This window comes from Nocardia sp. 149-1B, from assembly GCF_057747975.1.
In genome coordinates this window covers 3,208,609-3,230,331 of sequence record NZ_CM173233.1, presented here as the reverse complement: position 1 = coordinate 3,230,331, position 21,723 = coordinate 3,208,609, and the positions used below count along the sequence as shown (strand labels likewise).

Annotated in this window: 19 protein-coding genes; 14 read left to right on the top strand and 5 right to left on the bottom strand. The window is 73.1% G+C overall.

Features of this window, described 5'->3' with window-relative positions; all coding sequences use genetic code 11:
• The first annotated feature begins 178 nt into the window (after window positions 1–178).
• The 3 genes from AC3ANS_RS15455 (at window position 179) to AC3ANS_RS15445 (ending at window position 4,893) form a co-directional block, all read left to right on the top strand.
• Window positions 179–1,270, top strand: coding sequence for an SDR family oxidoreductase (locus AC3ANS_RS15455; protein WP_488292468.1), 1,092 nt, complete (start codon window positions 179–181; stop codon window positions 1,268–1,270).
• Between the two features lie 12 nt (window positions 1,271–1,282).
• Entirely contained in the window at window positions 1,283–3,373 is a 2,091-nt protein-coding gene (locus tag AC3ANS_RS15450; protein WP_488292467.1) for a dehydrogenase, read from the top strand.
• Between the two features lie 74 nt (window positions 3,374–3,447).
• Window positions 3,448–4,893 (top strand): WS/DGAT domain-containing protein, encoded by a 1,446-nt coding sequence (locus tag AC3ANS_RS15445; RefSeq protein WP_488292466.1) that lies wholly within the window; start codon window positions 3,448–3,450, stop codon window positions 4,891–4,893.
• 244 nt (window positions 4,894–5,137) lie between these two features.
• On the opposite strand, the gene AC3ANS_RS15440 is transcribed toward AC3ANS_RS15445, so the two are convergent.
• The gene (locus AC3ANS_RS15440) at window positions 5,138–5,368 is read right to left on the bottom strand and encodes a YgaP family membrane protein (protein WP_488292465.1); all 231 of its coding nucleotides are present in this window, start codon (window positions 5,366–5,368) and stop codon (window positions 5,138–5,140) included.
• Between the two features lie 155 nt (window positions 5,369–5,523).
• On the opposite strand from AC3ANS_RS15440, the gene AC3ANS_RS15435 reads away from it, so the two are divergent.
• Window positions 5,524–6,744: an NAD(P)/FAD-dependent oxidoreductase gene (locus AC3ANS_RS15435; RefSeq protein ID WP_488292464.1), complete on the top strand. Its 1,221-nt coding sequence runs from the start codon at window positions 5,524–5,526 to the stop codon at window positions 6,742–6,744.
• A 55-nt stretch (window positions 6,745–6,799) separates the two neighbouring features.
• Here the strand turns inward: AC3ANS_RS15435 and AC3ANS_RS15430 are convergent, their stop codons facing one another.
• Window positions 6,800–7,615: a YwiC-like family protein gene (locus AC3ANS_RS15430; protein ID WP_488292463.1), complete on the bottom strand. Its 816-nt coding sequence runs from the start codon at window positions 7,613–7,615 to the stop codon at window positions 6,800–6,802.
• Between the two features lie 267 nt (window positions 7,616–7,882).
• Here AC3ANS_RS15430 and AC3ANS_RS15425 point away from each other — a divergent pair, with 267 nt between their 5' ends.
• From AC3ANS_RS15425 to AC3ANS_RS15415, 3 genes are all read left to right on the top strand, one after another.
• Entirely contained in the window at window positions 7,883–10,033 is a 2,151-nt protein-coding gene (locus AC3ANS_RS15425) for a DEAD/DEAH box helicase (RefSeq protein WP_488292462.1), read from the top strand.
• Window positions 10,034–10,105: 72 nt separating this feature from the next.
• Window positions 10,106–10,630: a sigma-70 family RNA polymerase sigma factor gene (locus AC3ANS_RS15420; RefSeq protein WP_488292461.1), complete on the top strand. Its 525-nt coding sequence runs from the start codon at window positions 10,106–10,108 to the stop codon at window positions 10,628–10,630.
• Window positions 10,627–11,325: an anti-sigma factor family protein gene (locus AC3ANS_RS15415; protein ID WP_488292460.1), complete on the top strand. Its 699-nt coding sequence runs from the start codon at window positions 10,627–10,629 to the stop codon at window positions 11,323–11,325. Before AC3ANS_RS15420 ends, AC3ANS_RS15415 begins: the two co-directional genes overlap by 4 nt.
• A 45-nt stretch (window positions 11,326–11,370) precedes the next feature.
• Here AC3ANS_RS15415 and AC3ANS_RS15410 read toward each other — a convergent pair whose 3' ends face one another.
• Complete coding sequence (locus AC3ANS_RS15410) at window positions 11,371–13,452, bottom strand: CDP-alcohol phosphatidyltransferase family protein (protein WP_488292459.1); 2,082 nt, start codon at window positions 13,450–13,452, stop codon at window positions 11,371–11,373.
• A gap of 17 nt (window positions 13,453–13,469) precedes the next feature.
• Here AC3ANS_RS15410 and AC3ANS_RS15405 point away from each other — a divergent pair, with 17 nt between their 5' ends.
• From AC3ANS_RS15405 to AC3ANS_RS15375, 7 genes are read left to right on the top strand one after another with little or no spacing between them, the layout of a single operon-like run.
• Window positions 13,470–14,522 carry a zinc-dependent alcohol dehydrogenase gene (locus AC3ANS_RS15405; protein WP_488292458.1) on the top strand — a complete coding sequence of 351 codons (1,053 nt, stop codon included), beginning with the start codon at window positions 13,470–13,472 and terminating at the stop codon, window positions 14,520–14,522.
• Window positions 14,510–14,890 (top strand): 6-pyruvoyl trahydropterin synthase family protein, encoded by a 381-nt coding sequence (locus AC3ANS_RS15400; protein ID WP_488292457.1) that lies wholly within the window; start codon window positions 14,510–14,512, stop codon window positions 14,888–14,890. Before AC3ANS_RS15405 ends, AC3ANS_RS15400 begins: the two co-directional genes overlap by 13 nt.
• Window positions 14,887–15,810 (top strand): glycosyltransferase family 4 protein, encoded by a 924-nt coding sequence (locus AC3ANS_RS15395; RefSeq protein ID WP_488292456.1) that lies wholly within the window; start codon window positions 14,887–14,889, stop codon window positions 15,808–15,810. The genes AC3ANS_RS15400 and AC3ANS_RS15395 overlap by 4 nt, the downstream gene beginning before the upstream one ends.
• The gene (locus tag AC3ANS_RS15390) at window positions 15,807–16,565 is read left to right on the top strand and encodes a lysylphosphatidylglycerol synthase domain-containing protein (RefSeq protein WP_488292455.1); all 759 of its coding nucleotides are present in this window, start codon (window positions 15,807–15,809) and stop codon (window positions 16,563–16,565) included. The genes AC3ANS_RS15395 and AC3ANS_RS15390 overlap by 4 nt, the downstream gene beginning before the upstream one ends.
• A complete protein-coding gene (locus tag AC3ANS_RS15385) occupies window positions 16,558–17,253 on the top strand; it encodes a RibD family protein (RefSeq protein WP_488292454.1) in 696 nt (231 codons plus the stop codon). Before AC3ANS_RS15390 ends, AC3ANS_RS15385 begins: the two co-directional genes overlap by 8 nt.
• Window positions 17,250–17,852, top strand: coding sequence for a GTP cyclohydrolase II (locus AC3ANS_RS15380; protein WP_488292453.1), 603 nt, complete (start codon window positions 17,250–17,252; stop codon window positions 17,850–17,852). The genes AC3ANS_RS15385 and AC3ANS_RS15380 overlap by 4 nt, the downstream gene beginning before the upstream one ends.
• Window positions 17,853–17,893: 41 nt before the next feature.
• Window positions 17,894–18,469 (top strand): GNAT family N-acetyltransferase, encoded by a 576-nt coding sequence (locus tag AC3ANS_RS15375; RefSeq protein ID WP_488292452.1) that lies wholly within the window; start codon window positions 17,894–17,896, stop codon window positions 18,467–18,469.
• Here the strand turns inward: AC3ANS_RS15375 and AC3ANS_RS15370 are convergent.
• Complete coding sequence (locus tag AC3ANS_RS15370) at window positions 18,466–19,314, bottom strand: radical SAM protein (RefSeq protein WP_488292451.1); 849 nt, start codon at window positions 19,312–19,314, stop codon at window positions 18,466–18,468. The genes AC3ANS_RS15375 and AC3ANS_RS15370 overlap by 4 nt on opposite strands.
• Window positions 19,315–19,333: 19 nt before the next feature.
• Entirely contained in the window at window positions 19,334–21,643 is a 2,310-nt protein-coding gene (locus AC3ANS_RS15365) for a pyruvate formate lyase family protein (protein WP_488292450.1), read from the bottom strand.
• Window positions 21,644–21,723: the final 80 nt, after the last annotated feature.

Genomic DNA, 21,723 nt, shown 5'->3' with positions numbered 1-21,723 from the left:
CGGAAGCGGCGACACCACCCAGGTGGGTGATTCGGGGGCGGCCGGCGATGGCAATACGGCCGGAATCGGTCCGACTTCGTCGCGGTCCGGAGTCGGCTCGTGCGCCTCGGCCAAAGGTCCCGAAGCTGCGGCCGAACGCCTCAGGCAGGCGCTGCGGACAAAAGCTACCGTCCAGTACGTGACGACGACACTGTTGATGACCGGGTTCCCCGGATTCCTCGGGTCGGCCCTGCTGCCGCGGGTGCTGGCCCGGCGCGACGGGGTGCGGGCGGCCTGCCTGGTGCAGCCCCAGCACCTGGAGGAGGCGCGCGAGCGCCTGGCCCAGATCGAGTTCGAGCACCCGCACGTGAGCGGTCGGGTGGACCTCGTCGAGGGCGACATCACTGCTCCGGACCTCGGCCTGGCCGCCGAGGTGCTGGCGGACCTCGCCGACGTCACCGAGGTGTGGCACCTCGCTGCCGTCTACGACCTCACGGTTCCCGAGGCCGTGGCCCGGCGGGTCAACGTCGACGGGACGGCACGGGTGCTCGACTTCTGCCGGTCGCGGGAGCGCTTCGACCGGCTGCAGTACGTCAGCACCTGCTACGTCAGCGGACGGCACGAGGGCCGCTTCACCGAGGACGACCTCGACACCGGCCAGGAGTTCCGCAACCACTACGAGTCCACGAAGTTCGAGGCCGAGGTGCTCGTACGCCGGGCCATCGGCCAGGGCCTGCGGGCCACCGTCTACCGGCCCGGCATCGTCGTCGGCGACTCCCGCACCGGTGTGACGCAGAAGTATGACGGCCCCTACTTCCTCGCCGCGTTCATGCGCCGCCAGCCGAAGCTGGCCGTCGTGCCCGCGGTCGGCGACGCCGACACCGTGCGGTTCTGCCTGGTGCCTCGCGACTTCGTCATCGGCGCGATGGACGCGCTTTCCGTGCTCGACCGCTCGGTCGGCCGCACCTACGCACTCACCGACCCCCGCCCGCCCACGGTCCGCGAGCTGGTCACCACGTTCGCTCGCCACCTGGGCCGCAAGCTGGTGTGGGTGCCGCTGCCCCTGCGCCCCACGCGTGCGCTGGTCTCGCTGCCCGGCATCGAGCGGCTGCTCGGCATCCCCGCCGAGTCGCTGGACTACTTCGCCTCGCCGACGACGTACGACACCTCGCACACGACCGCGGACCTCGAGGGCACCGGCGTCGCCTGTCCGGCGTTCGAGACCTACGCGGACCGGCTCCTCGACTACATGGTCGAGCACCCGGAGATCGACGCCGCGGCGATGGTCTGAGGGAGGACCACCATGGCCAGGACCGCCGTACCGCTGATCGTGAACGTCAGCCTCACCGGACGTGAGCGCGACTACGACGAGACCGTCACGTTCCTCAACCGCCCCTTCCGGGTGCGCCGGATGGGCACGGACGGCGACGTCGCCGCTGCCGAGGAGCTCGTGCGGACGATGGCGCCGCACGCCGCCGCGATCGCGGTCAGCGGCCTGCGCGAGGCCAAGGCCAGTGGCCTGTACGACGGCGACCCGGGCGCGATCGAGCAGATCACCCGGGCCACGGACGCCGTGCCGGTCACCGACGGCCGGGCCCTGCTGGGCGTGCTCCAGGAGTGGGCGGTCCGGCGCGTGCAGACCGAGATGCCGGGCTACTTCGACAACGCCCGGACGGTCGTGCTCGGTGGGTCCAACCACGGCCCGACCGTGCGGATCCTGCGCGAGTACACGGCCAATCTGGAGTTCGCCGACCCGCTGCTGCGCGTCGACCTCCCGGCGCGCCTCGACGCCAACCCGCTGCTGGCCGTCGCGGCCGACGTGGGCCGGGCATCGCTCGGCCTGCTGCCCGGCCTGGTGCAGTCACAGCTGCAGGCACCTGGCCAGCTGGTCAGCCACGCGCTCGCCCGGCGGGCGGCACGCGACTGCGACGTGGTGGTCGCGACGTACGAAGAGCTCGACGGCTTCGGCCTGGAGGACCTGGCCGGCAAGACCCTGATCACCATGTCGATCTCCGAGGAGCGGCTCGCCGACCTCGGCGACCGTGGCGTGGACATGGTGGTCGACGTGACACCCCAGCCGTTCGCGGTCACCGTCAGCGCCGCGGTGCTCGAGGCGTTGATGCTCGCGACCGTGCACGCGTCGGGGCGGCTGACCAACGACGACCTGCTCGAGATGATCGTCGCCGCGGGCTTCGAGCCGCGGGTGCTCTACCCCAACGGGTTCCGGCGCAAGAGCCGGTTCGCGTTCGTGATCCACCCGCTCTCGCAGCAGTACTTCTCCAAGATCGAGCCGCTTCGCACGATCTCGAAGGTGGCACCGGGTGTGGTGATGGACGCGGTGGAGAAGGCGGTCGCGTACGCCCCGCCGTTCACCTACAGCCACGTCACCGGCATCACCTCGCCGACCGGCGCCGAGGCGGAGGGCTGGCTGATCTCCGTGGGCGGTACGCCGAAGGAGCTCATGGCGCACAGCCCGGAGTTCACCTACGCGCGGCTGCTCGCCGCAGCCGAGACGGCCCGCAAGCTGGGTGCGCAGATCATGGGCCTGGGGGCGTTCACCAAGGTGGTCGGCGACGCCGGCGTCACCGTCGCGAAGAAGGCGCCGCTGCCGGTCACGACCGGCAACAGCTACAGCGCCGCGGGCGCGCTCTGGGCCGCCCACGAGGCGCTCGTGCAGCTCGGACTGGCGCCCGTCGACGACGAAGGCCACATCAAGGGCAAGGCGATGGTCGTCGGCGCGACCGGGGCGATCGGCTCCGTGTGTGCCCGGCTGCTCGCGCTCGCGAGCGCCGAGCTGTGGCTGGTGTCGCCGGAGTCCGCGAAGCTGTTGGCGCTCAAGCAGGACATCCAGCGCGAGAACCCGCGGGCGAAGGTCCACGTCGCCGCGACTCCCGACGGGCACCTGGGGGAGATGGACCTGATCGTGACCGCCACCTCCGGGGCGGGCAAGCGCGTGCTCGACATCATGGCGGTCAAGCCCGGCTGCGTGATCACCGACGTGGCCCGCCCGCTGGACCTCTCGGCCGAGGACGTGGCCCGGCGGCCCGACGTGCTCGTCGTCGAGTCGGGCGAGATCGAGCTGCCCGGCGACGTGCGGATGAAGAACATCGGGCTTCCCCCGAACGTCGCCTACGCCTGCCTCGCCGAGACCGTCGTGCTCGCCCTCGAGGGCCGCTACGAGACGTTCACGGTCGGGCGGAACATCGAGTGGGCGAAGGTCAAGGAGATCTACAAGCTGGGCCTCAAGCACGGCATGAAGCTCGCGACGATCTCGGGGGTCAACGGCGTCTACTCGGCCGAGGACATCGCCGAGATCCGCGACCGGGCGATCGCCGCTCGGGCGGCCCTGGACGGGCCCTCTGCCGGACGTGCCGGTCGGCGCTCCCGCGGGTGACGTTCGTCCCTGCCCGCGGGCGTGGACGCGGGCGACGATGAGGCCTACCGGACGGTAACCATAGTGAGGGTGTCATGGGTGGACGACAGCGGCTGAGCGGACAGGACGCGCTCTGGTTGGAGATGGACAAGCCCGGCAACCTCATGGTCGTCGACAGCCTCTTCTGGACCGAGACGCCGATCGACTGGGACCACTACCGCGCCCTGATGAAGGAGCGGTTCTGGGACAGGTACGCCGTCGTCCGCAGCGTGGTCGCCCGCGACGAGTCCGGCGCCCTGTGGTGGGAGGAGGCCCCCGACGCCGACCTCGACGACCGCTTCGAGCACGTGGTGCTGCCGGCGCCCGGCGGTGACGCCGAGCTGCAGGAGCTGATCGCGCAGCAGCGGGTGCTCCCGCTCGACCGCGGCGAGCCGCTGTGGCGGGCAATGCTGGTCGACGGTTTCCACGGTGGCAGCGCCGTGATCTTCCGGACCCACCACTCGATCGCCGACGGCATCCGGATGGTGCAGCTCGTGCTGCGCATCTTCGACACCAGCCCCCACGGTGGCACCCACCGGGCCCGGACGGGGTCGCGCGCAACCTCCGAGGTCGCCGTGGTCGAGCCGGCCGAGGCGACGCTGACCGAGCGCGCCATCTCCGCGGCCGCGACCTCGCTGCAGGTCGCCCGCAGCGCGATGACCAACCCCATCGGCGCCGCGCACAGCGCGCTGACGCTGTCGGAGTCGGTGCTGGGTCGCATCGGCGCGTTGCCGCTCGTCTCGGCGCTGCCCGGCGACGTCGACACCGCCCGCAAGCTGGTGCTCGGCACCCGCAACGACACGACCACGTGGAGCGGCACGGTCGGGGAGCGCAAGGCGATCACCTGGTCAGCGCCCCTGCCGCTGCCCGAGGTCAAGGCCGTGGCGCACGCCCACGGTGCCACCGCCAACGACGTGCTCGTCAGCTGCGTCGCCCAGTCCCTGCGGTCCTACCTGCAGGCGCACGAGGCCGTCTGTCACAGCGTGACCTGGGACGTGCCGGTCAACCTCAAGCCGTTCGACCCGGCGCTGCCGATCGAGCTCGGCAACAGCTTCGCCCTCGTGCAGCTCGAGCTCCCGACCAACATCGAGGACCCGGTGCGCGCGCTGGACGTCGTACGCCGGCGGATGAACCGGATCAAGAACGGCCACGAGGCCGTCGTCGACTACAGCATCCAGGCCGCGATCGGGCGGCTGAGCACCGTGCTCTACCGGGCGACGATCGACCTGCTCGCCAACCGCGCCATCGGGGTGCTGACCAACGTGCCCGGTCCCCAGGTGCCGCTCTACGTCGGTGGCCAGAAGGTCCAGGCGATGATGGGCTGGGCCCCGCTGACCGCCGACCAGGTGATGAGCCTGACGATCTACAGCTACGACGGCAAGGTGTTCGTGGGTCTCGCGGCGGACGCCGCGCTCGTGCCCGACCACGAGCAGATCGTCGACGGCTTCGCCGAGGCGTTCGCCCGGTTGGCCGAGTCCACGGAGCGGACCGCCCGGCGGTAGTGGTTGCCGCCGTTGGTTCATCCGGGGTAGCCGTCGTCCAGGTGCGTGCATCGCCAGGCGCCGGAGCGAGGTCATACCCGGGTTGTCTGTCGAGCGACGGCAACGCCGCGAGGTGCGTGCCTGGGTGGCGGGGACGCCCGACGAACCAACGGTGGTGACCACTGGGCCTGCGGGGGAGGCGCCAGCGGGCAGCGCCGTTGCCCGGATCACCCTGCGAGCGACGCAGGATGCGGTCGCCTGGATGTCAGACGGGCTCGGGAGACTCGCGCGGAGTCCGGAACGCACAACCGACCGGCACGCCCAGGCGGCTGAGCACCACTGCGGCGGGGCAGAAGCCCGTGATGCTCGCCTGCAGCAGGTTGAGCCCGACGAAGGCCGTGAGCAGCAGCCACCACGTCGAGACCAGGGCGACGAGCCCGACGCTGATCAGCGTGACGGTTCCGGCGACGGTGAGGACGGCGCGGTCGAGGTTCATGAGCTGCGGTTCCTTTGCGATGGGGTGCTGGGGCGGGCGGCAGCGAGGCGACGGGGGTCCAAAGACCCGGTCGCCGGGTCGCTGGACCCTCGCTCAGCATATACCCCTGGGGGTATACCTGGTGACACGGAACCCACATCCAGAGGAGGAAGACGATGCGCGCGAAGGTCCTGGTGCTCGGCGCCAACTTCGGAGGGATGACGGCCGCACTCGCCGTCCGTCACGAGCTCGAGGGCGACGTGGACGTGACGGTCGTGTCGGCCAGCGACCACTTCCTCTTCAACCCCAGCCTGATCTGGCTGCCGTTCGGCAAGCGCGACCGTGCCGACATCACCTTCCCGGTCGCGCCCACGCTGGAGTCGCACGGCATCGAGTTCGTGCACGCGGCGGCGACCGGGGTCGATCCCGTGGGCAAGAAGGTCACCATCGACGACGGTCGCGAGCTCGACTACGACTACCTGGTGATCGCGACCGGATACCGCAACAAGAGCGACGTGGTGCCCGGGTTCACGGAGAACGCCAACACGATCACGACCCTCGTCGAGGCCGAGCGCACCGGGGTCGCCTGGCAGCGCTACCTCGAGGCGTCCCGCGGACCCCGAGGCCCCCAGGACGTGGTGATCGCCGCCACCCAGGGCGCCGGCTGCTTCGGCGCAGCGTACGAGTTCCTCTTCAACACCTCCTACCAGCTCAAGAAGGCGGGCCTGCGCAAGCAGGTCAAGCTGACCTACGTGACCTCCGAGCCGTTCCTCGGGCACTTCGGCATCGGGGGACTCCCGCACGGCGAGCAGCTGCTCGGCATGTTCTTGAAGAAGGAGGGCATCGAGACCCGCCTGAACGTGGGCATCGACCACGTCGACGAGGGCTCCGTCGTGCTCGCCGGCGGCGAGCGGCTGCCGTTCGGGTTCGGCATGGTGGTGCCGCCGTTCCTCGGCCAGGAGTTCCTCACCCGGTCCGACGGCCTCGCGGACGAGAAGGGCTACGTCCAGGTGCGTCCGACCTACCAGAGCGAGAAGTACGACGACGTCTACGCGGTCGGCGTGGCTGCGGCCGTCGACGTCCCGTGGCAGACCCCGACCCCGGTGGGGATCCCCAAGACCGGGTTCCCGACCGAGGTGATGGCGCACACCGCGGCGGCCAACATCGCCGCGCAGGTCAAGGGGGAGGCGCCCACGCAGACCAAGGCCTTCGGCGACATCAAGGCGGTCTGCGTGATGGACGCCGGCAACAACGGCGTGATCATCCTCGCCGACAAGATGCTGCCCCCGCGCAAGCACGGGGTGCTGATCCCTGGCCCGCAGGCGCACCTGATGAAGCTGGGTTTCGAGAAGTACTTCCTCTGGAAGATGCGCAACGGGCACGTGCAGCTGCCCTGACTCCTGCAGCTGCGCGAGGGGGAGGCCGTGGCGGTCGCTCAGCCCGGGTCCGGGCTCAGGTGGCCGCCACGGCCGATGCCACGGCCGCGAGCACCACGAGGAAGCCGGCCAGCTCGACCATGCCGATCGTGCCGGGTCGCATGCCCGACCAGTCGCGGCGCAGTGCCCGGGCCGCGAGCACCACGAACGGGACCACCAGGAACCACCCGCCGGGCAGGCCCCAGGCGACGGCCAGCGCCACCGATCCCAGCGCCGCGGCGACGGCGTACCACCGCGACGCGGTCGCGTAGCGGGGGTCACGGCGCTCGCGCAGCAGCGACTTCACGTGCAGCGTCGAGCCCAGGAGCACCAGCGCGCAGACCAGCGTCAGCAGCCAGGTGTGGGCCGAGACCGCGCCGAGCAGGCTGCCGGGTGCCCAGGTGTCCGGGTCGTCGCCCACGAGAGCCGTGACGACCACCATGGCCGAGCACTGCGCGACGAACACCGCGTCGTTGACCACGTCGCGCTCGCGGTTGCGCCGGGCGTAGGCGAGGTTGATCGCGAACGACGCGAGGTAGACGAGCGCCACCCAGAGCAGCCACGGCCGCAGCGCCACCGCCGCCGCGCCCGCCGGGGCGAACGCCGCGACCCAGATCGCCAGGGGGCGCCGGAACCGCTCGGGCCGACGCGCGCGCACCTGGCTGAGCACGAAGTACGACGCCGGGTAGGCCGCGACCCAGGCCCAGGCGAGCGGCAGCCAGGCCCAGGCCGGGTCGCCGGCCAGGAACCCGAGCGCCAGCGGGAGACCGAGGAACGCCCACGCGCCGTGCTGCGGCGGGAACAGTGAGGTGCGCTGGACGGCGCGCGCCGGCGGCGGTGCTGCGGTGGTCACGGCCCGAGCCTACGAACCCCGGCACGCCTGCGCATCCGGGGGAATGGCTGCGCCCCGCCGGATGCTGTGTACGATGTTGTCGGAAGCAACTGGATCCGGCCGCACGTCGTGGGCCGGTGCTCCGCGCCGAGTCCCGGCCGTCTAGCCCGGCACTCAACGATCGCGCAGATCCGTGGACCAGTAGGTCGAGAAGCGCGTCGCCCGGGCGCACCAGCTCGCCGCACCGCAGAGTCGTTGCACACCGGGCACACTCCGGAGGAGGGGTTCTTGGCTCGACAGGGCCAGCGCCAGTCGGCGGGTCGCCGTGCACCGGCACGCAACCAGCGCCGCGGCGGCCGCACGCTCGACAACGAAGGCATCATCCCGGTGCTCGCCCGCGCCGTGCGCGAGGTCGAGACCGCCGTGCAACGCGGTGCCGTCGCGCCCTCGACCCGGACGAAGTTCCAGGTCGTCGCGCTGCTGGTGCGCGAGGAGCGGGCCCGGGTCAAGGCCGACGCCGAGAGCACCGAGGCCCAGCGCGCCGAGCAGCTCAAGCGGCTCGACGGGATCGCGACGATCCTGGCCAAGAGCGCCGCCCGGGAGACCTCCCTGCTCGCGCTGCTCGCCGAGCAGGCCGAGGTCTCCGACGCCGCCCGCGAGCTGCGCCGCCGGATGATCGAGGCCGCGGGCCTCGAGGCCGAGGAGGAGGAGCCCGAGGCGCCCGAGGCGCTGGCCGTGGTGACCGCCCCCAACCGCCGGGTCGTGCCGCAGTCGGTGATCCAGCGCCAGCTCTCCAACCCCTTCCTCGTCCCCGACTTCTCCGCCGTCCAGCAGGGCAGCGGCCACGCCCGCCGCCTGGCCGGGTGGGAGCTGCTCGGCCCGCTGTTCCGGTCCTTCGAGTACGCCGCGAACGGCATCTCGTGCATGCCGCTGCCCGAGCCGATCTCGGCGGTCAAGCTGCCGGACGGTCGCGAGCTCATGCACCACCAGGCCCAGCTGGTCGCCGGTGCGGGCAGCGGGCACCGGACGTTCCTGCTCGCCGACGAGCCCGGACTGGGCAAGACCGCCCAGGCGCTGCTCGCGGCCCAGGCCGCCGAGGCCTACCCGCTGCTGGTCGTCGTACCCAACGTCGTGAAGACCAACTGGGCCCGCGAGGTCGGGCTGTGGACGCCCAACCGGACCGTGACCGTGATCCACGGCGACGGCGAGGACGTGGACGGCTTCGCCGACATCGTGGTCATCAACTACGAGGTGCTCGACCGCCACGTCGGCTGGCTCGGCCAGCACGGCTTCCGCGGGATGGTCGTCGACGAGGCGCACTTCATCAAGAACAAGTCCTCCCAACGCTCCCAGCACGTGCTGCAGCTCTCCGACCGGATCCGCAGCCGCTACGCCCGGCCCCTGCTGATGGCGCTGACCGGCACGCCGCTGATCAACGACATCGAGGACTTCCAGGCGATCTGGGAGTTCCTCGGCTGGATCGACGAGAAGAAGCCGCTCGGCACCCTGATGGACGCCCTCGAGGACACCGGCCTCACGCCCGCCGACCCGAGCTTCTACCCCAACGCCCGCCGCGCGGTGGTCGACATGGGCATCGTGCGCCGGCGCAAGATCGACGTCGCCGCCGACATCCCCGCCCGGCGGATCGCCGACCTGCCGGTCGAGCTCGACGACGAGGCCGGCCGCTCGATCCGCGAGGCCGAGCGCGAGCTCGCCCGCCGGCTCGTCGAACGCTACGAGATGGCGCTGGCCACCCGCAAGGAGGGCCGCACGGTCGAGGGCATCGACCACGAGCTCGTCCGTCGCGTCGCGACGTGGGAGCGCGAGGACATGGACACCTCGAGCGGTGAGAACGTGTTCAGCATGATGCGACGCATCGGCCGGGCGAAGGCCGGGCTCGCGTCCGACTACGCCGCCCAGCTCGCACGCAGCGTCGGCAAGGTCGTGTTCTTCGCCAAGCACATCGAGGTCATGGACACCGCCGAGCAGACCTTCGCTGCGCGCGGCATCCGTTACTCGTCGATCCGTGGGGACCAGACGACCGCGGTCCGTCAGCGCAACATCGACGCGTTCGTCAACGACCCCGAGGTCTCGGTCATCGTCTGCTCGCTGACGGCCGCCGGCGTGGGCGTCAACCTGCAGGTCGCCTCCAACGTCGTGCTCGCCGAGCTGTCCTGGACCGACGCCGAGCAGACCCAGGCGATCGACCGGGTCCACCGCATCGGGCAGGAGGAGCCGGTGACGGCGTGGCGGATCATCGCCTCGCAGACCATCGACACCCGGGTCGCCGAGCTCATCGACAGCAAGGCCGGCCTGGCCGCCGTCGCCCTGGACGGGTCCGACGAGGAGATCGGCTCGTCGGTCGACATCCAGCTCGAGGCGCTGGTCGCACTGCTCACCCGCGCGCTCACCGAGGCCGAGGAGCAGGCCGCGTCCTGACCCCGTGCGGTCGGCCGGGCGGGACACTGAACCGCACGGGCCGTTCCTGCGTGACACGGGGTGGGAGGTGTGATGGCCGGCGACAACCAGGGGAGCCCCGAGGCGCTCATGCAGCAGCTGCACGACGAGCATGCCGCCGCGCTCTGGGGCTACTGCCTGCGGCTGACCGGGCAGGACCGCGCCCGCGCCGAGGACGTGGTGCAGGAGACGCTGCTGCGCGCCTGGCGCAACTTCCCGGCCCTCGACGAGACGCACGGCTCGGTCCGCGCATGGCTGTTCCGCGTCGCCAAGAACATCGTGATCGACGAGTGGCGCACCAAGCGGTCCCAGAGCGAGATCGCCGTCGCCGACGTACCGGAGGGCCCCGGGGAGCCCGACCGCACCGACCAGGTGCTGCTGTCGTGGGTGGTCGCCGACGCGCTCACCCGGCTCTCCGCCGAGCACCGGGCGGTCCTGCTGGAGTGCTACTACCGCGGGCAGTCGGTCGCCGAGGCGTCCCGTCGTCTCGGCGTCCCCGAGGGCACCGTGAAGTCGCGCACCCACTACGCCCTGCGCGCGCTGCGGCTCGCGCTCGAGGAGAGCGGGGTCGTGGCATGAGCACCCCCTGCGAGCTCTCTCACCTCGACGGTGCCTACGTGCTGGGTGCGCTCGCACCCGAGGAGCGCCTGGAGTTCGAGCGGCACCTGCGCGGGTGCCCGGCGTGTGCCAGGTCGGTGCAGCAGCTCGCCGGCCTGCCCGGCCTGCTGTCCCAGGTCTCGGCGGAGGTGCTCGAGTCCGACCCGGTCGAGGTGCCCGTCCCCGACACGCTGCTGCCGGCGCTGGTGCGGGAGGTACGCCGTGGCCGACAGCGGCTGCGCTGGACCGCCGGCCTCGCCGCGGCCGCAGCCGTCGTGGTGGTTGCCGGCGTCTCGGTCGCGGTCGTCGCGACGGGCGACGGTGACGGCACCCCGCAGGCGACCCCCACGATCTCGGCGGCGCCCTCCCGGCAGATGACCCCGCTCGACGCCAGCGGCACGACCGGCTGGCTGACGCTGACCTCGGTGGCCTGGGGCACCCGCCTCGAGCTGACTTGCAGCTACCCGCTGCCGGAGGGCTACCACGGCGGCGGCCCGCCGACGTACGAGATGGTCGTCCGCACGCGCGACGGTGCCATCGAGCGGGTCGCGAGCTGGCGCGGTGTCGCCGACCGGCCGATCACGGTCGCGGGGGCCACGGCGCTCGACGTCGCCGAGATCGCCTCGGTCGAGGTGCAGACCTCTGACGGACACCGCGTCCTGCGTCTCACCCAGTGAGCCGGCAGGCCCCGACGAGCCCAACCTCCGAACCCCGCAACCACCTCAGCCGCTGAACGCCTGCAGGAACCGGTCGCGGAACGAGTCCATGGGCCAGACGGTGGCGTCGGGGGAGGGGTGCAGCCCGGGCTGCCAGCCCCAGCCGGCGATGCGATCGGCGACCCGCGGGTCGCGGCTGATCACCGAGATCGGTACGTCGTGCCCGGGGTCGGGCCCGGTGACGTAGGAGTGCGGCTGGTGGTCGCCGAGCACCACCAGCACCAGGTTCGGGTCGCGGTAGGTGTCCAGGAACGAGACCAGCGTGCTCATCGTGTACTCGATCGACTGGCCGTAGAGCCGGCGCACGTCGGAGGAGTCCGGCTGGGTGGGCGTGTCGTCGAACACCGATCCGTCGCCGACCCGGTCCCAGGGCACCAGGTGGGGTGACGGCGCCCACGGGTGGTGGCTGGAGACCAGGTCGATCTCGGCCATCACCGGCCGGCGGTGCTTCGGGGCGAGCTCGAGCCGGCGGAACGCCGCGAGCGTGTACTGGTCGGGCATCGTGGCGTAACCGAACCGTGGCCCCTGGTAGTCGACGTTGCGCGAGTCGTAGAGCTGGTCGAAGCCGTAGAAGCCGGCACCCTCGGGCCAGTCGCGGGTGTTCGCGGGCACGTCGAAGACCGTGCGCCAGCCGGCGCCCTCGAACGCAGAGGTGAGCGTCAGCCGGTCGGCGCCGAGCAGCTGGTCGTAGCGCCGCTGGCTGTCGACCCACAGCCCCGACTCCAGCGTGGAGTGCGCCAACCAGCTCGCGGCCCCGAACGTCGGGGAGGTCAAGAAGGCGCTCCGCGACGACCAGCCCGCGGCCCGCAGCCGCCGGGTCCCGGCGTCCAGCACCGCGTCCACACCCGCGTCGATGTCGGGGGCGAAGTCGGTGCCCTGCACGGCCACCCGGCCGTAGGACTCGACGAACACCACGAGGACGTCCTTGCCGCGCAGGCCGCGCAGCAGGCTGTCGGGCGGCGAGGTGGCGTAGCGGTCGGTGGAGATGTCGTGGCCGAACGTGCGCCGGTCGGCCAGGTCGGCCCGCATCTGCCGCACCTCGTCATAGGCCAGCACCGCCGCACCGCTCGTGCCCGCCGGCGCGATCTGCACCAGCACGACCGACGGCAGGGCGAGCGTCAGCCCGACCACGGCCGCGGTACGCCGATGGGTGGCCGCGGTCGCGGAGACCCGGACGGTCGCGAGCGCGAGCAGCACCAGCACCACGAGCACGAGCAACCCCACACCCACGGCGGTCGCCCGCGCGGCGGCGACACCGATCGAGTCGCCCAGCACCCCGACCCCGGGGCCGAGGTAGACCCAGTCCGCGAGCGGGTCGAAGGGCCGGTCCAGGATCCGCTGGAACCCGAGGTCGAGCGCCTTGACGACCACCGCGGCCCCGATCAGCAGGCCGAGCACCACGGCCAGCACCCGACGGGTGCGGCGCCACGGCACGAGCGCGACCGCCACCACCAGCAGCGCCTCGGGCGGCGGGCGCAGGAGGTCCGCGGGACCCTCGGGGAGCACCAGCGCAGCCCACACGATGCCCAGGGCGGCCAGCGTCAGCCCGCCGCCGCGGGGGTACGCCGGCGGTGCGTCGCCCGACCGGCGGCTGCGGGTGAGCCACCAGACGTCGCGCCCGAACGACTCGGCCAGCAGCGCCAGCGCGACCACGAGGACCGCCTCCACGAGCGTCCGGGGCAGCACGTCCGCCACCGCGACCGCGAGCGTGACGCCCTGGACCGCGGCCACGACCTTGCGCCACGGACGCTGCGGCACCGGACGGCGCAGCCAGGGCCACACCCGCTCGGCCAGCCAGAGCAGGTAGCGGGCCGCGCCGATCGCCAGGACCCACCAGCCGACCGCGGCGGCGACGTACGCGCTCAGCGCGGCGATCAGGAACGCGTCGGTCTCCATGTCGAAGCGGGCCCCGAACGCCGAGACGGTGCCGGTGCGCCGGGCCACCTGGCCGTCCACCCAGTCCAGGGCGAGCGCCACCGCGACCAGCACGAGCCCAGTGGGGGTGGGGCCGATTGCCGCGAACGCGACGGCCAGCGCGGCGCGGGTCGCCGTCACCAGGTCGGCCGGTCGGTGAACCAGGAGCACCATGCCTCCGTGTGTGGGGTGTGACCAGTCGTACGGAGCCGGCACCGGCCGGGTTCACCTCGACCCGTGAAGCGTGCGCGTTCTGGGTCGAGACGCCCGGGCGCGGAGCGCTCCGTCCGGTGGAGCTCGCGCCTCCCGGCCCGGGTGAGGTGCTGGTCCGTGCACTGCACTCGGGGATCAGCCGCGGGACCGAGACGCTCGTCTACCGCGGGCAGGTGCCGGCCGACCAGCACGAGGCCATGCGGGCCCCGCACCAGGAGGGGAGCTTCCCCGGCCCGGTGAAGTACGGCTACCTGGGCGTCGGACGCGTCGAGGAGGGTCCCGACGACCTCGTCGGCCGCACGGTGTTCTGCCTGCACCCCCACCAGACGGCGTACGTCGTCCCCGCTGCCGCGGTCACCCCGGTGCCCGACGGCGTACCGGCGCGCCGGGCGGTGCTCGCCGGCACCGTCGAGACCGCCCTCAACGCGCTGTGGGACCTCCGGCCGCTGATCGGCGACCGGGTCGCGGTCGTGGGCGCGGGCATGGTCGGGTGCAGCGTGGCGCGGCTGCTGGCCCGGGTCCCGGCCACCGAGGTGACGCTGGTCGACGTCGACCCCGACCGGGCCGCGGTGGCGAGGGCGCTCGGGGTCGGCTTCGCGATCCCGGACGAGGCTGCCGGCGGGCGCGACGCCGTCGTGCACTGCAGCGCGACGTCCGAGGGGTTGCAGCTCGCCCTCGACCTGCTCGGACCGGAGGGCACCGTGCTCGACCTGAGCTGGTACGGCGACCGCCCGGTGCAGGTCGCGCTCGGTGGGGCGTTCCACTCGGGGCGGCTCGCGATCCGCGCCAGCCAGGTCGGCACGGTCGCCCCGGCCCGCCGCGGCAGCCGCAGCCACGCCGACCGGCTCGCGCTCGCGCTCGAGCTGCTGCGCGACCCCGCGTTCGACGAGCTGCTGACCGGGGAGTCGGACTTCGCCGACCTGCCCCAGGTGATGGACGACCTGGCGGCGGGCCGGCTGCCCGCGCTGTGCCACACGATCCGCTACGACACCGCGCCCGGCCCCAGGAAGGACTCACCGTGTACACCGTGACCGTCCGCGACCACATGATGATCGCCCACAGCTTCACCGGCGAGGTGTTCGGACCTGCCCAGCGGCTGCACGGGGCGACGTACGTCGTCGACGCGGCGTTCTCGGGTCCCGAGCTCGGCCCGGACGGCATCCTGCTCGACATCGGCCGGGCGGGGGAGCTGCTGCGCGAGGTGCTGGGCGGCCTGACCTACCGCAACCTCGACGACGAGCCGGCGTTCGCGGGGGTGAACACCTCCACGGAGGTGCTGGCCCGCGTCGTCGCCGACCGGGTGGCCGCCGGGGTCGCCGGCCTGGGCCCCGTCACCGGCCTGCGCGTCACGCTGCACGAGTCGCACATCGCCTCCGCGAGCTTCGAGAGGCCCCTGTGAGCATCCACCTGGTCGTGCCCGCCGGCATCGACGATCCCCGGCGGCCGAGCGGGGGCAACGTCTACGACCGGCGGATCAGCGACGGGCTCGGCGCCGTCGAGCACACCTCGACGCGGACGGTGCCGGACGGGTCGCTCACACTGGTCGACGGACTGCTGACGACCCCGGCGCTCGTCGCCGAGGCGTCCCGGCTGCGCCTGGTGGTGCTCGTGCACCTGCCGCTCGGACTGCCTCCGGGGGCGGCCGCCCCGTGGGAGCGCGACGTCCTGCGGGCCGCGGCCGGTTCGATCACGACCAGCCGGTGGACGCGCGACTGGCTGGTCGAGACCTACGGCCTCGACCCCGGGCGCGTCCTCGTCGCGGAGCCGGGGGTCGACCCGGCCCCCGTGGCCCCGGGCTCGCCGGCAGGTGGGTCGCTGCTGTGCGTGGGAGCCGTGACCGCGCTGAAGGGGTACGACGTGCTGGCCGCCGCGCTCCGCCGTCTCGACGACCTGGCGTGGACGTGCCGCGGGATCGGGTCGGTCGACCTCGAGCCCGACCTCGCGGCGGGGCTGGGGGAGGCCGTGCGGCTGAGCGGAACGATGACCCGCGACGAGCTCGCGTCGGCGTACGCCCAGGCCGACCTGCTGGTGCTCGCGTCGCGGACCGAGACCTACGGCATGGTCGTGACCGAGGCGCTGGCCCACGGGACGCCGGTCGTCGCGACCGACGTCGGCGGGGTGCGCGAGGCGCTGGGGGACGGCGGCGTGCTGGTCCCACCGGAGGACCCTGCGGCGCTGGCGGGCGCGCTCCGCACCTGGCTCACCGACGAGGAGCACCGAGCGGGCCTGCGGGCGGCGGCGGTGCGCCGGCGTGAGGAGCTGACCGGGTGGGACCGGACCACGGCCCTGGTCGCCGAGGCCCTGGAGGTGCTGCGATGAGGTGGTGGCGGGTCGCCGGTGGCGGGCTGGTCCTCGCGGTCGTCGTGGCGCGGGTCGGGACCGGGCCGTTCGTCGACGCGGTGCGGTCCACGACGCCGCTGGCCGTGGTCGTCGCGCTGGTCGTCACGGCCCTGACGACGCTGTGCTGCGCGTGGCGATGGCGGGTCGTGGCCGCGCGACTCGGGATCGACGTACCCCTTCGGCCGGCAGTCGGCGCGTACTACCGCTCGCAGTTCCTCAACGCCACGCTCCCGGGCGGGGTGCTCGGCGACCTGCACCGCGCGGTCCGCCACGGGCTCAAGCCGGTGGCGCTGGAACGGGTGGCGGGTCAGGTCGTGCAGGTGGTCGCTTCCCTCGGGGTGCTGCTCGCGGTCTCGCCCTGGCCGCTCGCCGCGTCCGCCGTCGCGGCCGTCCTCCTCGCCGGGCTGGTGCGATGGCCGCAGGTCGTCGCGGCCTCGATGCTGGCCGCCGCCGGCCACGTCGTGGTGTTCCTCGTCGCAGCCCGGGCGGCCGGCACGGACGCGCCGCTGACCGCGCTGCTGCCGCTGGCACTGGTGGTGCTGCTCGCCGCCGCGATCCCGCTCAACGTGGCCGGGTGGGGTCTCCGCGAGGGCGCCGCCGCCTGGGCGTTCGCCGGCGCCGGCCTCGGCGCCGCTCAGGGCGCGACGGTCGCGGTGTTGTACGGCGTGCTCGCGCTCCTGGCGACGCTGCCCGGTGCGGTCCTGCTGACCCGGGGGATGGTGGCTCGTGGCTGATCGGCCCTACACCCTGCTCAGCTGCGGGATGTCGCTCGACGGCTACCTCGACAGCGCCGCGGACCAGCGGCTGATCCTGTCCAACGACGCCGACCTCGACCGGGTCGACGCCGTCCGGGCCGAGTGCGACGCGATCCTCGTCGGCGCCGCCACGGTGCGCAACGACAACCCCCGGCTGCTCGTGCGCAGCGCCTCGCGCCGCGACCACCGCGTGGCTCGGGGCCTGGACCCGTCCCCGGTGAAGGTCACGGTCACCGGACGCGGGCGCCTCGACCCCCGTGGCCGCTTCTTCACCACCGGCGACTCGCAGAAGCTCGTCTACAGCCCCACCGGCACCACTCCCGAGCTGCGCTCCCGGCTGGGCTCGGTGGCGACCGTGGTCGACGGCGGATCCCGCGTCACCATGCGCCGGATGAGCGAGGACCTCCACGAGCGCGGGGTGCGCCGGCTCATGGTCGAGGGCGGCGGGACGATGCACACCCAGTTCCTCACCGAGGACCTCGCCGACGAGCTGCACCTCGTGGTCGCGCCGTTCTTCGTGGGCGACTCGCGGGCGCGCCGGTTCGTCGACGACGGCCCGTTCCCGTTCCGGCCCGACCGGCCGGCTCGGCTCGTCGACGTACGCCGCATCGGCGAGGTCGTGCTGCTGCGCTACGCGCTGTCGCCGCGGTTCGAGGACGCGTCGTGACGCCGCGGGTCCGCACCGAGATCATGGTGCCGCTGCGCCTGCCGGACGGCTGGTCGGCCCTGGCGTGCGTGTTCACGTTCGACGGGCTCGGCGACACCCGCGAGCACCTCGCGCTGCGGCTCGGCTCGCCCGGTGACACGCCCCTCGTCCGCGTCCACAGCGAGTGCCTCACCGGCGACGTCTTCGGCAGCCAGCGCTGCGACTGCGGGCCCCAGCTGCACGAGTCGTTCCGCCGGGTCGAGGCCCGCGGCGGCTACGTGCTCTACCTGCGCCAGGAGGGCCGCGGCATCGGGCTCTATCCCAAGCTCGACGCCTACGCGCTGCAGGATGCCGGGCTCGACACGTTCGAGGCGAACCTCGCGCTCGGGTACGCCGAGGACGAGCGCGACTACTCGGTCGCGGCCCAGATGCTCACCGCTTTGGGTGTCTCCCGGATCGCCCTGCTGACCAACAACCCCGACAAGGCCGAGCAGCTGGCGCTCGCCGGCATCACCGTCGCCGCCCGAGTGCCCACGGCCGTGCACCGCTCGGAGGCCAACGCCCGTTACCTCGCCGCAAAGGCGCAGCACGCCGACCACACCCTGGACCTCGGCGCCTGACGGCCGGGAATGCCGCACGCGCCGCGAGCGCTCTGCAGGTCATGGAGCATCGGGTGATCGTGTCGGGGGACCGCATCGAGACGGGGCGTCTCGTGCTGCGGCCGTGGCGCGTCGCGGACGCCCCCGAGGCGCTCGCCGTCTACGGCGCCGAGGACGTGACCCGCTGGCTGAGCCCGGCGATGGAACGGGTCGCCGACCTCGCCGAGATGGAGGCCCTGCTCGCCCGCTGGGCCGCCGACGAGCTCGAGCCGCCCCAGCGCCGCTGGGCGGTCGAGCTGGGTGAGGACGGCACGCTGGTCGGCAGCGCCACCCTGCGCGCGCTCCCGCCCGGCCACGAGGACCTCGAGGTCGGCTGGCAGCTAGCCCCGGCCCACTGGGGCCGCGGGCTGGCCACCGAGGCCGCCCACGCGGTGGCGCACTACGCGTTCGACAGCGGAGCCGAGGAGCTGTTCTCCGTCGTCCGGCCGCGCAACGCGCGCGGCATCGCCACCGCCCGACGCATCGGCATGGAGTGGGTGGGCGAGACCGACAAGTACTACGACCTCCGGCTCCAGGTCTACCGCCTGCGCAAGGCCGACCTCGACATCGCCGAGGTCGGCACCTCCGCGCGCCGCTAACCCAGTCGGGCGCGGGCGCAGCCCAGGCGGTGGAGGCGGGCGACCATCTCGGCGGCGGCCTCCGGACTCGTCGTGGGGAGGTCCGCATACGGCAGGGTGGCTCCCACCTCGACCGACTTCGCCGCCCCCCAGGAGTGGTAGGGGAACACGTCGACGCCGTCGAGCTCGGGGTGCGCGGCGGCGATCCGGGCGACGTGCTCCAGGTGCTCGTCGGTGTCGTTGACCCCCGCGACGAGCGGCACCCGCAGCCGCACCCGCTCGCCGAGCTCGAGCAGCCGCTCGAGGTTGGCGAGGATCGGCCCGGGGCGGACGCCGGTCAGGCGCCGGTGGTCCTGCTCCCCGGTGGCCTTGACGTCGTAGAGCCAGAGGTCGACGAGGCCGACCATGCGCAACAGGGTCTGCTCGCCGGCGAAGCCGCTGGTGTCGAGGCAGGTGTGCACCCCGGCATCGCGGGCGAGGCCGAGCAGGGCCTCGGTGAACGCAGGCTGCGCCAGCGGCTCCCCGCCCGAGAGGGTGAGTCCGCCACCGGAGGCGGCGTAGTAGTCCCGGTCGCGCAGCACCTCCTCGACGACGCTGCCCGCCGTGCGGACCGCGCCGACGACCCGCAGCGCCGGGCAGCGCGGCTGGTGCGGCAGCGGCACGGGCGCCCCGGGCACCGCGTCGCGGCACTCCTCGCACCCGGGACAGAGGCCGGCCCGGACGGCGAGCTGCGGGCGGTGCAGCCAGGACTCGGCGTTCTGGCACCACCCGCACCGCAGCGGGCAGCCCTTGAGGAACACCGTGGTCCTGATGCCCGGGCCGTCGTGGACGGCGAAGCGCTGCACGTCGAAGACGGTGCTCTCCACCGTCGCCGGTGGCGTGGGGTCAGTAGAGGGTGCGCTCGAGGATCTCACGCTGCACGTCCTCGGGCAGGTCGACGAACCGGGCGCTGAAGCCACCGACGCGCACGAAGACGTGCCGGTACTGGTCGGGGTGGGCGAGTGCGGCCTCGAGCTCGCCGCGTCCGGTGACCGTGACCATCAGCTGGCTGCCACCGCGGGCGAAGTAGACGGAGAGCAGCGCCTCGACCAGCTCCCGGTGGTCGCGGAACAGCTCGCGCGACAGCGAGAGGTTCTGCACCGCGCCGGCGTGGATCGCGGGGGAGGGGCAGACGACCGAGTTCATCCGTGCCGTCAGCCCCGAGACGTCGGCGCCGCCCGTAGGGGCGTTGCCGTTGGCCATCGGCGTGCCGTTGTGTCGCCCGTCGGCGGAGGCGGCGGTGTGGGCGCCCATCAACGTGTTGGCGCTGTTGTTGATCACGACCACGAGATAGCTGGAGAGCCCGACCCGGTCCGCCTGCGCGCGGGTCTGCTCGCAGACGTGCTCGTGGACGCGCACCAGCATGTCGTCGGCCTCGGGGTCGTCGTTGCCGTACTTCGGTTGCGCGAGCAGGAGGTGTCGCAGCGGCTCGGCGCCGGCGAAGTCCTCGCGCAACGCGGCGAGCAGCTCAGCCGCTCCGACCACCTGGTGCTCGAAGACGAGCCTGCGGATCGCGAGCAGGCTGTCGGCGGTGTTGGTGTTGCCGTAGGTCTCGAGCGTTCCCGCGAGCAGGTCGAGCCCGCCGTCGTGGAACGCCCGGCCGCGTTCGAGGCAACCTTCGTAGAGCAGGCTGAGGTAGAGCGCGCTGAACTCGCGGGCGCAGACGTCGTACTCCACGCGCTCCTGCTCGGCCAGCCGGCGGACCAGGTGGTCGACCTGTCCGGTGTACGCCGCCCAGAGGTCCTCGAACGTGCCGTAGGTCTCCAGGCCACCCAGGTCGGGTCCCACGCGGCGGCCGGTCCGCTGGCACACGCCGTGGAAGAGGGCGGCCTCGAGCGCCTTGAGCAGGTTGATCACGCCGCTGGGCGTGGCGAAGCTGCGCCCGTCGAGGATCAGCTCGCCGCAGCCGTAGGGGACGTACTGCTCGGCCTCCTCGCGGCTGACCCCCATCGCCGCGGCGGCGGCCGGCACGTTGACGTCGTCGTTGTAGAGGATCGGGAACGTGCGGCCCTCGCCGATCGCGTCGAGGCCGCGGGCGAGCAGACGCGGGTCCTGACCGGTGTGGAAGCGCAGGGAGAGCTGGGGCTCGGCCTCGAGCACGGTGCGGGAGGTCTCGATCGCGAGCAGCGCGAACCGGTCCGCCGTCGCGGGGTCGGGGCGACCGACTCCTCCGACGACGACCCGGTTGTGCACGCGGGTCAGCCGCGCGGCCATCAGCCGCCACAGCGACTGGGTCAGCCGGAGGGACTCGTCGTCGGTCAGCACGCCGGCGTCGAGATCGTGCGCCAGCCACGGTCCCAAGGTGACGTCGAGCCGGCCGTAGTTACGGATGTCCCCGCACACCTGGTAGAGCCAGAACAGCTGAACCGCCTCGCGGTAGCTCGCGGGTGCGCGCTCGCACACGTGACCGAGGGTCTCCGCGAGCATCTCGAGGTCCGTACGCCGGGCAGGCTCCGCGGTCGCGGCCAGCCGGAGTGCCTGGTCCCGGTAGCGGCGCGCCACGTCCTCCAGCAGGTCGAGCGCCTGGTCGAACCCGGCCAGCAGCCCGAGGTCGACCGAGCCCCGGTCTCGCCGGGCGGCGATCTCGGCGCGCAGTCCGGGCAGCCCGAGCCGCACCAGGCGAGCGTTCTGCACGGTGCCGCCGCACAGCCGGTAGAGCGGGAACCCGATGCCCGGCTCGCCCATCCAGGCGTCCGACGGGAGCGCTTCGGCGAGGTCGGGCGGATAGGCCGCGCGGACCAGCGCGGCGGTCCGCTCGGTGCGCCAGTACGCGACCATCTCCTCGACCTCGGCCCGGAGGTCGGCGCCGACCGCGTGGTGTGTGAGCGCCTCGTCGACCAGCCGCGGGAGGACGTGGTAGCCCAGCGAGATGTCGGCGCCCCACTCGTCCGGGGTGAAGCCGCACAGCCGGGGCGCGAGCCGGCCGGCGAGGAGGTCGCCGTCCTCGATCGGCGCGAGCGTCGCGGGCAGCTGGACCGCGAGGCAGGCCGCCTCGCGAAGCGCGGGGTGGGCGTCGCGGTGCGCCCGGTGCGCGGAGGTGAAGCCGAGCTCGGCGGCGAACGGGTCCAGCGTGCTGGTCGTCGGCACCAGCATGTCCGGGGCGGGCGGGACGTTCCGGGTCGAGGTCGGCCCGGGCGCGATCGCGGTCGTCTCCATCTCAGGTCCTCCAGCCTGGGGCGGCACCCGCGGGTGTCGCCGATTCGAGTGTAGGCAGCGGGCGCCGCGCCGGCATGAAG